Source organism: Ensifer sp. M14, from assembly GCF_003355565.1.
Classification (GTDB): Bacteria; Pseudomonadota; Alphaproteobacteria; order Rhizobiales; family Rhizobiaceae; genus Ensifer.
The window spans coordinates 871,424-884,528 of sequence record NZ_QJNR01000004.1 but is presented as its reverse complement, the minus strand read 5'-3'; the positions used below and the strand labels follow the sequence as shown (position 1 = coordinate 884,528).

Here is a 13,105-nt window from a genome sequence, read left to right as displayed (position 1 = left end):
GCAACCGCGCGAAGCCGGCGCCCCCTGGGGGCACCGGCAATCCCTGTCCTGTTCAAGACACCGAACAAAGGAGGGTCAGCCATGGCTGACAAATCGACATTCACCCCGGACGAATGGACGCTGCTTCTGGAGAGCGTGATGATGGCGGGCATAGCCGTGACCGCGGCGGAGCCAAGCGGCCTGTGGGGCATGCTGAAGGAGGGCCTCGCCAACAGCAGCGCGCTGTTGCAGGCAAAGACGGACGCCGCGGCAAATCCGCTGGTCAAGGCGCTCGTCGCCGATTTCGAAACATCGGAAGGGCGAACCACGGCACGCGACGGTCTGCAGGCAAAGCTCAAGGGTTCCAAGCCCGAGGACATGAAGGCCCGATGCATCGAAACGCTGCAACAGGCCCGAACGGTCGTCGAGGCCAAGGCACCGGATGACGCCGCCGCCTTCACCGCATGGCTCTACCAGATCAGCCAGCGCGTGGCCGAAGCCGCCAAGGAAGGCGGATTCCTCGGCTTCGGAGGCGTGGCGGTGAGCGACGCCGAGAAGGCAACCTTGTCGGAAATATCGGCAGCGTTGAAAGTCGCATGACGCAAGCGCTGCCGCACCGCTGGTGCGGACACACGGTCAATCCGGCCTCTGACGTCCTTGCGAAATTCGCAACGCCGTCCTGGGCCTGTTTGACGAACTGCAATGGGATTGCAACTATCGAGGCGACAAAGTCCCAATGGCGGAGAGGGTGGCCGCCTAATTAAAGAGCAGCCATGTGCAAACACGTCCAATAGAGCATATTTTTCAATAGCATAATCTTAACCTTAGTCCAACACCGTCTCTTGAAGAGCAACGATGTGTCTGATTATTTGTGGGGTAAATTGTGGGTTAAGTCAGTTGGTATGCGCATTTGAAACAGCAGGGCAAACATCCCGAAAAGGCATTATCGGCGCTGAAGATTAAGAATCTTTCGGCCGCCGGCAAATACGCCGATGGCAACGGTCTCTATCTCGTCGTCGATCCGTCCGGCGCCAAACGCTGGCTGCTCAGGATCGTCGTTCAAGGCAAACGTCGGGACATCGGCTTGGGCGGTCTGAGTATGGTTTCACTCGCCGAAGCCCGCGAGAAAGCGGTCGAACATCGGAAGGTCGCGCGCGAGGGCGGCGACCCGCTGGCGGCGAAACGTGCTGCCCAGAGGATCATTCCAACCTTCAAGGTAGCCGCTGAAACCTTCCATGCCGAACACAAGCCAACATGGAAGAATGCCAAGCACGTGCAACAATGGATCAACACCCTAACCCAATATGCCTTCCCGACTATCGGCGACCTGCGGGTCGACCGCGTTGAGACTCCTGACATATTGCGGGTGCTCTCCCCGATCTGGCTGACCAAGCCGGAAACCGCGCGCCGGGTGCGCCAACGCCTCGGGAACATCTTTGACTGGGCGAAGGCCGCGGGCCACCGTGCCGGAGACAACCCAGTCGATGGCGTTGCTCGCGGCTTGCCCAAACAAACGGCCAAGGGTCGCCATCATAAAGCTATGGCCTATGCGGACGTCTCCGCATTTATTATCGCCATGCGCGCGACCAACAGCAATACCATCACCAAGCTAGCGTTCGAGTTCCTCATCCTGACCGCCGTGCGCACCGGCGAGGCGCGGCTGGCGGAATGGGTCGAAATCGACTTCAAAGAGAAACTATGGATCGTCCCGGCTGAGCGGATGAAGGCCAAGCGTATTCACCGCGTTCCGCTCGCCGACCATTGCGTCGAAATCCTGGAAGCAGCGAAGCAGCTGTCCACCGGCAGCAAATACATCTTTCCCGGCCGATCGATCGAGAAACCGATGTCGAACATCGTGTTCCTAAAAATACTGGAACGGATGGAGGTGCCGGTTACGGTCCACGGTTTCCGCTCGTCGTTTCGCGACTGGGCGGCTGAAACTACAGCATTTCCACGTGAACTGGCGGAAATGGCCTTGGCCCATACTATCGAGAACAAGGTTGAAGCCGCCTACCGGAGGGGGGATCTCCTTGAAAAACGTCGAGAACTCATGAGTGAATGGGCAAGGTATGTCGAAACATAGAGCGGCGGCTCCGATGCATAACAAGGAAGAATTTCTGTCAGATCCCAACATGAGAGCGGCCGCCGCTCACCTCCTCAACCTCACGAACTTAAAATCTTCGAAGGCTATTGCAAGACGGGCGACCGACCGCGCGATAACCGAGGTCATGAAATTCATGGAGACACATGCATTATTTGACGAATTTCTTCATTCTGTTAAGTCAGAGCATGTTTTACGCATGAAAATTCTAGAAATCAGCAAGAGATACATTAAAGAGAAACATGTTCAACATTCCTCCTTAAACGACATAGACAAGCAGGAGCTTGAGCGACTTGCAAAGAGTTATGAGAAACTGATTCTAGATTTAGAATCCCTGTCGCCAGCGAGTCGCGTTTATTTCGCGACCGCCTTCTACGAAAACGACCTCAAACCTTACGATTTCTTTTCGGAAACAAAAAATAAGCTTTCAAGTGATTGGCAGATTATTCGCAGCCTGGTCAGCAAAAAAAGAGGTCGGGGCTCTCTGGAAATCCCGCATGTGAAAGGTGCCGCCGAAGCTGCTGCATTGTTGTTCACGCAATGTAGCAGCCGGAGGTTCAAGAAAAACATCCGCACGACTCGCAAGGGTGGGCAGGAGTTCATCGAACTCGATTCGCTCTTTGTCGAGACCCTTCTGAAGGCCATGGACCCCGAAATCACATTCGCCAATGTCCGCACCGCATTGAAAGCGGTCCCCGTTGATTGACTAACGGTACAGCAATCGTGCGATTCACTACTGATTGCTGTACTTACTTCAAATTGCACGTCGCTGTACTTCTGAGCAATCTCCATCTGCAAACAAGCAACACGGAGATCGCACATGACGAACCAACCACCAGCTCAGGGGTTCTTCCGCCTGAAGCAAATCCTCCATCCCGATGGTCCTATCCCGGTTAGTAAAAGCACGTGGTGGGCGGGCGTACGCGCAGGACGGTACCCGAAACCCGTCAAGCTGGGACCGCGCATCACTGCATGGCGCGCGATCGATATCGCCGCCCTGCTCGAAACCATCAGCACGGAGTTTTGACTATGGAGAACCGGAAGATATCGCGTCAGCGCCCCGGCAAGAAGAGGCGGACACCCAAGGTGTCGCTTAAAGCGACATTGCCCACCCGGCTGACGGCAATCGCCGACACGGTCGACCAGCTTGGCGCACCTCAAGAATTTGCCAGCAAACTGGAGGCTTTGAGGGAAAACTTCGCCGCCATTCGCAGCGGTTATCGCAAGGATCTTCGACGGCAGCTCGCGGCAGCCTATGACCTTGCGACATTCCTGCAGGATGATAACAGCGCTTGGATCGAGTTTTGCAGGCTCGATACGTGGGAAAACGTGAGGTCTCGACCCCGCGACACTGACCCCACCAACGCGTTGGCGTATGTGCTTCGTTTCGCTGTCGGATTCAGCGGCCGCGCCGCCACGAAGAAGGCGAGCAAGTACCTTTCAGCGCTGTCAGGCTTCCTCAGCGAGGGCGTTCCACCTGCGGAAATAGAGCGGAAGATACGCGAGGGTGGAGGAATCGAAAAGCTGGCGCGCGCCGATGCCGCATTGCGAAAGCAAGCCGAAAAAAAAGGCGATGACGAAGCCAAAGAGACACCCGAAATTACCTTGAAGCTCCGTGGCGAAAAGGTCAGGCGCTTGCTCGAAGTCGAAGGCGCCCTCCCGATAGGCCTCAAGATCAGGAAGATGAAAACCAAGGGGGCGACAGTCTCGGCCCGATTGATAAGCGTCAAGGTCCGCCAACCGAAGCATGCCTCCTAAATTACTTGTAATACCTAATTTACCGAATGCGTAAGTTAGGCGACTCGTAAGATACAAGTAGAATACACAACAACATCACCTGAAATCGGCAATGGTACCCAACACATGACTAGAGCATGTGAACGTACATTCATGCCAAGTGAAATCAAAGTCGAATACGATGACGAAACGAAAACCTATCCTGACAGCAGTTGAATTTAAATCAGCACACGAGAATCGTCAAAATATACTGGTAAAATACTGCATATCGAAGCGAGGCCTTAAAATAGATCCAGAGAGAGTAGAGAAAATACTTGATCGATCGGCTAATCGGCTATTCGCGGCAAACAGCCGCGCGAGGATCGCCTTCGTTCTCGCAGTTTTGAGATGCGTGAAGCGCAGCCTCAAAGACGACCCGGAGCGGATTTTCGCCTTCGTTACTTTCGCACCTCGCGACTGGGCAATGCCCCTGTCGTGGGCCAAAGGATTCAAGCATGCGGAGATGCGCGACCGAGCTACGACGCTTCTGGATGGCTTCAGCTATTTCGGGGCGATTGATCTGGCGCTCTACAGCAACGTCAGCGTCATGTTCAATGGACGGGACGCAACAGTCGCACCGCATATACACGCATTGACATGGGGGCACAGTGAGAGCGAGATCGCCCAACTGGCAGCACGCGTAAATCAATCGACGCCGGCGTTACTGCGAGGAATGCCGCCCTTCCATTACCACATCCTGAAAGCGGACGAGGCGCTTGCGCGCGTCAACTACATGCTGAAGGCTCCCCTCAGTGAATATCGGGCAATTCCCAAGGAGGGAGCCGAAATCGATCCCGTGACGCGTCGCATCATACCTGGAATTAAAGGCTCATTCGATCAGAAGAAGCGCGCGCTTAGGCCGGGCGCCTTGTGGAAGATGACGTCCGTGTTGGGCAGTCGGACCATACCCGACATAATGTTCGCGGGCGGTGAGGGAGTTGCTCTGCTGAAATCCAGTATTGCCAATGCCGTGTGGCGCATTCGCGAGGATGATACAGGTCTGCGCGAGATGAAGATCCGGCGCCGATTGCCTGTCCCTCCAGGGCGCATAAAGGAGCGGAAACGGCCGAAGCCACAAAGGAACGGCCCGGGATCTCGCGAAAGCCCGTCGTGAGGCTGTTACGCATTTCGAAGCCGTGGATCGTTTTTGGCTTGGACACACCAGATGAAAGCCTTCTCTTCGCTCCGACCGATCAACCGCTTACCTACGGCCTGAACGCATGCCATGGGTCATCAGATCTACTCCAATATTCCCGCATGTAATGCAGTGCCTAGAGCCCTGCCACGGGAGCCGTTGAAAGGTTAGAGGGCCATCGATATGGTTCCTGCACGTTGCGTGTTCCGCAGCCGGATCTGAGTGAATCAAAGAGGAAAGATGGCGCCTGACTCGAATGCGACGCTCCGCTCGCTACTACAGCGAAAGTTCGAACATCTTGGAATCGACTACAGTCAGCCCGGGTTTTACGACGATCCAAACTTCGTCCGGGAGGAGCAGCGTGATTCACGCATGTTGGAAACCTATGCTCAATGGGTCATCGTTCGCGAGCGTACAGCGGAATACGATGGACATGTACGAAAGGTCATGCCCCGCCTTGCCGATCTGATCGCCGCTCGGCTCGATCGACATCAGTGGTTTGGTGGATGCGTCGCTGTAACGGGCATGGTGACGCGGTTCCTCGAGCATATGGGTGTCTGGAACGCAATCATGAAGGGTTCCGTATCAGTTCATATCGGGGGCAGATCACGACACTTCGCGATTGTCGACGAAATTGAGGGCCCGAATATAGAAACCGGACATTTTTGGTTGATCGTGCCACCCTACGACGTCGTTGACCTAACGTTGCATCATCAACGATGGCGTCATGGTGATTCAAAATTCCAGATAGCCGCGCCGAAGATCGTGCTTGCTGAAAACGCCGAAACAGTGCAAACGACCGCCCAGGATGTGATCGCACCCGCGATGCTTTCCGGCGACCCTAACCAGCACCACCGCTACCTGCCGGATCAACGGCGCATCGACGCGATTTTTCCCGGCCGTAAAGTCCAAATCAATAATGTCGCCATGCGGTATGTTCCCTCCGGAGCAACGGCACCAGACGGTCCAATGCATACCGTCAATCTTCATGCCCGTCAGGGTGTGCCGGCGATTCAGATTTGGCGAGAGGATGTCGTGCCCGCTTTTGAATTAGTCGAATGAGATTCTATATTGCAAAAGGTCAACCAGCGAGCAAAGGCGCAACAGTGCTGGCCGTCATGCTGATGAGCATCAGCCTTTCGGTCTTGGCGATTCCCGCCCCACGGACTTATGACCTTTTCGGGGTTTTGCCATAAGTCCGACCCTGCAACTGAATCCTAACCAAGCTTTGGCACACCAAGGCCTGTCTGAGACGTTTGAAGCCGCCTACCCCTTCTGGGTACCGCTGGCTTGATGGAAGAGACTCAGTGAATAGGCAGGATCGCGGCATAGCTGGACGCGCGCGACTTCGTCCATAGCCTTCAACGCACCCGCGACACGGATAATGTATTGCAACTCGCGCCAGCGGTACGAAAGGAGGCCCCGTCATCCAGAGCCCAACCCGCCAAGCACTGAGTTGTCAGCCGCACCCGCTTTCGATCACGCGGCCATACGTAGAGAGGCCCAAGCAACCTTAGCCTAATTTCAGCATATCGGAGTGATCGAAGTCGCCCTCTATACGAATTGCAACGTCATCCCCGGAACAGCGGGGTGGATGGTCGCTCCGCACTACCACGCGTTGACGTTGGGGGTGCGAGGACGAAGCGATACGCGAATTGGCGACGAATTTAACCGGTCGACCGAAGCTCTATTACGCGGTCGGATAGCATTTCACTACCGCATGCTGGCTGGGAAGAAGGTTCTTGGACGGATCGGTGCAGCAAATTCTGACAGCTGACGCGAAGAAGCGGCGTCTGAAGCGGTCGAAAGCGCAAGGCAGCAAGGTGGATCGGTGGATCGCTGAACTTGTGACCTTTTCGTTTGCCTCTCACTTTAAGATGGGCGACAACCACTCGCCGCAGTGGTTCAAAACACAACCGAGGTGCATGGAATGCTTTACGTCCCGAGAGTGCGCGGATCAGCGCCACACGATCTCGTAGGCGTCTACGCCCAACAATACCAAGCGGAGTTAGACGAGTACTTGCAGAGCGGCTCCGTGGATCGTCGCCCGCCCAAGCCTCCCCAAGAGCTCATACGCGAAACAGCCACCTCGCCGCTCATGAAACTCTTTAGAGGGAAGTGTGCGTACTGCGAGAGCTATGATGGAATGAATCACCTCCGCATTGACCATTTCCGACCAGCGGGAGGAGCTGAACGACGCGACGGCGCTATCGATTATAGACATTACGCATGGCTTGGGGTGACTTGGGAGAACCTTTATCCCGTTTGTGAAGCGTGTGCCCGTTCAAAGCGCAACCAGTTCCCGGTGGATAAGGCAGGACCAGTGGGCGCCGATATCCGCACGCTGCGGCGAGTTGAAGGCAACACGTTGCTAGATCCCTGTTACGATAAGCCGGTCAGACATATCATCTTTGACGAAAACGGACTTATGACCCCCCGCAGCCTGCGTGGTGAAATGACGATTGAAATCGCCAATTTGAACCGGTCGAGTCTCGGCGAGAAATTTTCACAGAGATACAATTCGGCTTAGACCAGTTGGTCCGTACTCAAGATCCAGTTTACCGAACGGAGATTGCTGATCGCCTTGTGCGGTTGGATCGGCCCCATGTGGGAGCTGCGCTTATTTGGCTCGCATCCCGCCTGCCTGACAGACTAAATTCGGGCCTTCTTTCGGGTAAGGCCCTCTCACAGGCAGCTGTCCGACGTATTCTCTATCTTGCGGCACGAGAAGCCGCCGGGCCACAGCAACCACGCGTTCCCTACGTTTCTGGCCGTTTCGATCAGCGAAGGCCCTTTATACGCGAGGTGGAGATTTGGAATTTCCGCGGCATCAACCACACGAAGGTTTCACTACCGTACTCAGGGAAAGAAGATAGCAAGGAAATCGGTTCCCTTGTAATTCTCGGAGAAAATGCTGTCGGCAAGACCTCTATCTTGCAGGCTTTGGCCTTGGGTGCATTAGGCCCTGACAATGCAGTTGAGGCCGGGTTTTCCCCTCATTGGTGCCTGCGTGACGGTTGCGATCGGGGTCAGGTAATCGTTCGATTCTACGACACAAACGTGACAAATAGTATCGTATTTGAGCGCTTTAGCGAGAAGTTTGGCGGCGAGGCCTCCATCCCAACAGTGGTCTTAGGCTACGGGCCTTATCGACTTCCGGCGCGCGCTCCACTGTCCAACGATGCGAGCGGCTACGAGTTTAGGATCCGGTCGCTCTTCGACGACCGGGCTGTTATCAACGGACCATATGGGCTTCGCCAACACTTCCTTCGCGACGGCGGTTTATCGATTCTCGGCGACGCAGTCCGCACATTGAATTCTCTGTTGCTGAACCGCGCACGTGCTGCAGTGGAGCGTGGTCGCCTCATCATTGAGGACAACGGTCGTCGTCAGCGGCTGTCGGAGTTAAGTTCGGGCTACAAGAGCATCTTGACGTTAGCAACCGATATCATGGATGTCATGTATGGCGTGTGGTCGGGCATGACCTCGGGACAGGCCGTTATTCTGATCGACGAGGTCGACGCGCATCTACATCCTGCATGGCGCCTAACAGTAGTAGATGCACTGAAAGAGGCCTTTCCACTCTCACAGTTTGTGATGACCACCCACGATCCGCTCGTCCTCAGGGGCTTGGCGAAGCATGAGGTGATCGTGCTTCGCCGGGACCAGGAAGATGGCTCAAGCGTAGAGGCACCAACAGTTCCCGCGCTGGACGCCCTCACAATTGATCAGATGTTAACCTCCGATCTATTTGGCCTACGCACAACCCAGGACGCCGAGACTGCTGAGCAAATGACTCGTTACTATAAACTGCTCGCACTTCCCTCGCGCTCGCCCGACGAAAATCGCCAGTTGGATCGCCTTCGCGCAAGTCTTCCAGCTCGCCAGCCTATGGGCAACACAACTCGAGAGCGACTGTTTTATGCGATCATCGATCGATATCTAGCCCGAGCCGAGAGTCGGCGCGACATCGACGTATGGCGAGAGGAAGATCTGATTGACCTCGTCGCAGAGTTTGAGTTGGCAGAGGAAGAGGTCCTAACCCGTGATTCGTAGACCTCGCAACCTGGTCGGCGTTCCTTCAGTCCTGGGCGATGTCGGTACGCTCGCCGCCACCGAACGAGTTGCAGCCACACTGCATTTCCAAGCGATACCGGTTATCGGCAAGTTCACATTCTCCGTTTACTCACATGCTGAGGTGAAAGGCAGACTTAACCAGCTGTTTGGTCACAAATGCGCGTATTGCGAGGGTGTGCTAAAAGGCATGCTCCCCATGGATGTGGAGCATTATAGGCCGAAAGGCAGGATATCGACTCGTTCCGGCACAATCTTATCTCCGGGGTACTGGTGGCTGGCATCGGCATGGTCCAACCTTCTACCATCGTGTATCGACTGCAACCGGGAGCGGTGGCACGATGAAGACAATGGCGTGGATCATAAGCATGGCAAGGCGGACAAATTCCCGCTAGCGGTCGGAAGCCATCAGGCTGTTGCTGAAGGCGAGGAAGTTCTTGAAAACACCTTGTTGCTTAATCCCGCAGCCGACGACCCCCAGCCGCATCTTACTTTCAAGGTGATAGAAAACGACCGAATGAAAGAGAGCGTCGCTGTTGCTCTCACCGACCACCATGGATCCGCGGATGAGAAAGGAATTTTCTCAATTGACACTTATGGCCTCAATCGGCCAGGCCTCGTGGCGGTTAGGATGGCGAGGATCGAAGAACTTCGCCTCGCGCTTGACGGCATTAGCAGGAATTGGCGTTTAGCAAGGACGACAACAGACCCGGTGACTGCCGCGGAACTTCGGGAAGCTTGTCGGGAAGACATGCGAAAGGTTGTCCGTCTCTACCTTCACTGGAAATGCCCCTATTCGTCTGCGTGCCGTGAGTACTTTGAAAGCTGGAAGACCGCGACAGCAGGCGGAGCGGCGATGCCAGTAGTGAACGTTGCGTAGGCCATGTTCGCCTGCAGGCGATCGCTTCCCCATGGCCAGGTCGCGATGATTGAGTTTGACGTTTAATGCAACTTCTGATATACATCGGTTATGCTAAGTTGTTTTTCGCCTTTGGCGGTCGCCCGTGCGCGTCGGTCAAGCTAAGACCCTATCTGACCACGATACTCGGCGGCTTTTGAAAGTCGCAAGCGACTCCCGACATCCTCATCGCAACAAAGTCATCGTATTGCTCAGCGTCCGCGCTGGCTTGCGCGCGTCGGAGATAGCTCGCCTCAATTGGTCAATGGTCACGGATGGGCGGGGCAGGATCGGGCGACTGATCGAATTGCCAGGCCGGGTGGTCAAATATGGCATGGGTCGGCGGGTGCCCCTGCATGCCGAACTAAGAGCCGCGCTGGTGGCACTCAGGCGCGAAGCCTGCGCCTTCGGCCACAGCGAGCCCGTGGTGGCGAGCGAGCGCCGGGGCGGGGGTAATGGCCCAGCGCTGCCCATGACGCCCAAGGCGGTCGTCAATTGGTTTGCTGCCGCCTGCCGTGAGGCCGGGCTTGAAGGCTGTTCGTCGCATTCGGGCCGGCGCACCTTCGTCACCAAGGCGGCGCGGCTCGTGCAGAAGGCCGGCGGCTCGCTACGCGACGTGCAATTGCTCGCCGGACATCGCTCCATCGAAACCACCCAAGCCTATATCGAGGGAGACGCCGACATTCAGCGGCGGCTGGTGCGGATGATGTAGGCGGTCCTGGGCTCCGTTCGCACGGCCGGGACGCGCGGTCGCCGGTTCGTGGGGCAATTCAAATGGCCGCGCCTAACCGGCACTCTCCCGAACCGACAGCACAAGCGACGAAAGCTGCAGGAGAAGCCCGACTCGGAATGGAACACAACATGAACAATATTGGGCAATCCCCCACCCTGGCGAAGCGCGCCAAGACGCTTGCCGCCAGCGAACGCATCCGCGTGCTGAACGACTGGCTGCGCACACGCGGCGCCGGCGGACGGGTGATGATGACCAGCGGCATCGCCGCCCTCGACGAGAACGAGCGCCGCAAGGTGGTGGCCGCGATCCGAGGCTTCGACGCCTTCACCGTGGACAATGACCCCTATGGCGAACACGACTGCGCCGTGCTCGAGGTCGATGGATTAAGCGTCATGTTCAAGATCGACTATTACGACCTGACGCTAACGAGCCGTTCCCCCAACCCGGCCGATCCGTCGATCACCAGGCGCGTTCTGACGGTGATGCTGGCCGATGAGTATTGAGGCCCTCCCGTCCCGATTCGCCGTCATACCGGCGCCGTGGCCGACCACTCGCGAAAACTCCGGGAATGCAGCGGCATGAGCCCGACGCCCTACCGTCAGGGCCGGCTCGATTCGCTGTGCGGCATCTACGCGCTGATCAATGGCTTTGTCCACGCGAGACGGCACGACCCGCTGCGTTACTTCCCGACGAAGCGGCTGTTCATGACCCTCGTTGAGCGCATGGCGAAGATCAGAGGTGACACCAGCTTCTGCGGCGACGGCATCGACTACGACGAGTTCCGCAAGTTGGCGAAGGCTGCCTGCCGGTTTCATCGCGAGGAGGGGAATCAATTCGAGCTTTTGTCGCCCAAGGCGCTGCTCGATCAGCCATACCCCAAGAAGGCGAGCGATGATGTGGCACGCCGGGAATGGTTCCGAGCGGCGAGCGCCATACCCGACGCTGCGGTCATCCTCGATATCAACACGCCCTGGATGTCGCACTGGTCAGTGCTGGCCGGCGTAGACGGGGATCGGCTGTTGCTATTCGACAGCAACGGTATGCGCGGCATAGCAATGGCCAGCACACAGGCTTTCCTAGTGATTAGGATGATGGGTACCTCGCCTGCTTGATCTGTCCAGGCCATCGATGCCTGCTTTACGAAGGCTCAAAACAGTTCAGATACACTCTGGCATCTTTCGTGGGGGCAAAGATGAACGAAGACGGCGAATACAAGCTTTTTCTGAATATGTACCCGGAGAAAACCTACGTGAGCAAATCGTTCCGCAGTCATGAAGGTGAGCGAATGCGTATCGCCAACAAAGTCATCGACGGCGAAGGTGGCTTTGAATTTGCGACTGTAAACAATGAGGAGGTGCTCCGAGAAACAAGGAAGGGGAGATTCCAAATTAAAGCGGCCTTCATTGAGTCTGACCGCTCATTTCAAAGCGTAACGATCCAAAGATTCGTAGACAATGGAACGAAGAAGGAGGCTTTCTCGCTTCAACCTTCAGAGGTCACCCGACTCCTTTCATTTCTTTCCAATATCAGAAGGCTACATTTCCCAAACGACGGAAAGATCAACATTTCGGACGCCGATCTAGAGGATTTGCTATTGCAGCCGGCGCAGGCAAAGCGCCTGCTGAATGCAAACTTGGATATGGTCGCAGCCCTCCTGCGTACAGAAGTGACCAACGAGGATGTGATAGCCCTCGGATACCGAAAGAGACAGCTCAGAACATTTCAGAGTCTACTCACGGATGAAGATTACTTCGCAAAAGCACTAAGCAAGGCTCCGGCGGGAGCAGAAAGTGTATGGCAACAATTCTTCGAAAAGAATGCCTGGATCTTCGGATACGGTTTGTCGATGATTTTCTTCGGCTCGCTTGACGGGCGAAAACTCGAGCAAACTGTCAGAGGATACGACATAACCGGTTCGGGAAAGCGCGTTGATGCGTTGCTAAAGTCCCATGCCTTGCTAAGCACGGCATGTTTCGTCGAAATAAAGCGGCACGATACACCTTTAATGTACGAGGCACAGTATCGCTCGGGTGCCTGGCAACCTTCAGATCACCTAACGGGGGCGGTCGCCCAGTCCCAAGTCACCGTTGCCTCAGCCCTTGAGAATTGGCGCACGAAGGAACGATTTGACCGTGCCGACGGGGAACCCGGGGATACCGTCTACACGACCGAGCCGCGTTCGTTTGTGATCGCAGGTCAGCTCGCTGAGTTTCAGAGCGAAAGCGGAGTTAATGACAGAAAATTCCGCTCGTTTGAACTTTATCGGCGAAATCTAGTTCGGCCAGAAATTATAACATTTGACGAACTCTACCAGCGGGCGAGTTTGATTGTCGAAGCCCAAAGTGCTGAAAATTAGGCATGGGAGACGTGATTGCGATATCGCGATTGATCACGCGAGGCCAGAACCGA

Annotated in this window: 13 protein-coding genes; all 13 read left to right on the top strand. The window is 55.9% G+C overall.

The window, feature by feature from the left end:
• Window positions 1-81 precede the first annotated feature (81 nt).
• The 13 genes from BLJAPNOD_RS04295 (at window position 82) to BLJAPNOD_RS04230 (ending at window position 13,052) form a co-directional block, all read left to right on the top strand.
• Complete coding sequence (locus BLJAPNOD_RS04295) at window positions 82-579, top strand: hypothetical protein (RefSeq protein WP_115419014.1); 498 nt, start codon at window positions 82-84, stop codon at window positions 577-579.
• A gap of 310 nt (window positions 580-889) precedes the next feature.
• Window positions 890-2,062 carry a site-specific integrase gene (locus BLJAPNOD_RS04290; RefSeq protein WP_115419013.1) on the top strand — a complete coding sequence of 391 codons (1,173 nt, stop codon included), beginning with the start codon at window positions 890-892 and terminating at the stop codon, window positions 2,060-2,062.
• 13 nt (window positions 2,063-2,075) lie between these two features.
• A complete protein-coding gene (locus BLJAPNOD_RS04285) occupies window positions 2,076-2,786 on the top strand; it encodes a hypothetical protein (RefSeq protein WP_147294521.1) in 711 nt (236 codons plus the stop codon).
• A gap of 114 nt (window positions 2,787-2,900) precedes the next feature.
• Window positions 2,901-3,107, top strand: a complete 207-nt coding sequence (locus BLJAPNOD_RS04280; protein ID WP_115419011.1) for an AlpA family phage regulatory protein — start codon at window positions 2,901-2,903, stop codon at window positions 3,105-3,107.
• 2 nt (window positions 3,108-3,109) lie between these two features.
• Window positions 3,110-3,838, top strand: coding sequence for a hypothetical protein (locus tag BLJAPNOD_RS04275; RefSeq protein WP_115419010.1), 729 nt, complete (start codon window positions 3,110-3,112; stop codon window positions 3,836-3,838).
• A gap of 160 nt (window positions 3,839-3,998) precedes the next feature.
• On the top strand, window positions 3,999-4,970 hold the full coding sequence (locus BLJAPNOD_RS04270; RefSeq protein ID WP_147294520.1) for a hypothetical protein: 972 nt from the start codon (window positions 3,999-4,001) through the stop codon (window positions 4,968-4,970).
• 261 nt (window positions 4,971-5,231) lie between these two features.
• Window positions 5,232-6,053 (top strand): hypothetical protein, encoded by an 822-nt coding sequence (locus tag BLJAPNOD_RS04265; RefSeq protein WP_115419008.1) that lies wholly within the window; start codon window positions 5,232-5,234, stop codon window positions 6,051-6,053.
• Window positions 6,054-7,796: 1,743 nt separating this feature from the next.
• Window positions 7,797-9,047 (top strand): AAA family ATPase, encoded by a 1,251-nt coding sequence (locus BLJAPNOD_RS04250; RefSeq protein ID WP_158556095.1) that lies wholly within the window; start codon window positions 7,797-7,799, stop codon window positions 9,045-9,047.
• On the top strand, window positions 9,037-9,945 hold the full coding sequence (locus BLJAPNOD_RS35135; protein ID WP_147294519.1) for a hypothetical protein: 909 nt from the start codon (window positions 9,037-9,039) through the stop codon (window positions 9,943-9,945). Before BLJAPNOD_RS04250 ends, BLJAPNOD_RS35135 begins: the two co-directional genes overlap by 11 nt.
• Window positions 9,946-10,069: 124 nt before the next feature.
• Complete coding sequence (locus tag BLJAPNOD_RS04245) at window positions 10,070-10,675, top strand: site-specific integrase (protein ID WP_115419004.1); 606 nt, start codon at window positions 10,070-10,072, stop codon at window positions 10,673-10,675.
• Window positions 10,676-10,824: 149 nt separating this feature from the next.
• Window positions 10,825-11,199, top strand: coding sequence for a DUF3768 domain-containing protein (locus BLJAPNOD_RS04240; RefSeq protein WP_115421125.1), 375 nt, complete (start codon window positions 10,825-10,827; stop codon window positions 11,197-11,199).
• Window positions 11,200-11,274: 75 nt separating this feature from the next.
• Complete coding sequence (locus BLJAPNOD_RS04235) at window positions 11,275-11,808, top strand: hypothetical protein (protein ID WP_115419003.1); 534 nt, start codon at window positions 11,275-11,277, stop codon at window positions 11,806-11,808.
• An 80-nt stretch (window positions 11,809-11,888) separates the two neighbouring features.
• Complete coding sequence (locus BLJAPNOD_RS04230) at window positions 11,889-13,052, top strand: Shedu immune nuclease family protein (protein WP_115419002.1); 1,164 nt, start codon at window positions 11,889-11,891, stop codon at window positions 13,050-13,052.
• The last annotated feature ends 53 nt before the right edge of the window (window positions 13,053-13,105 follow it).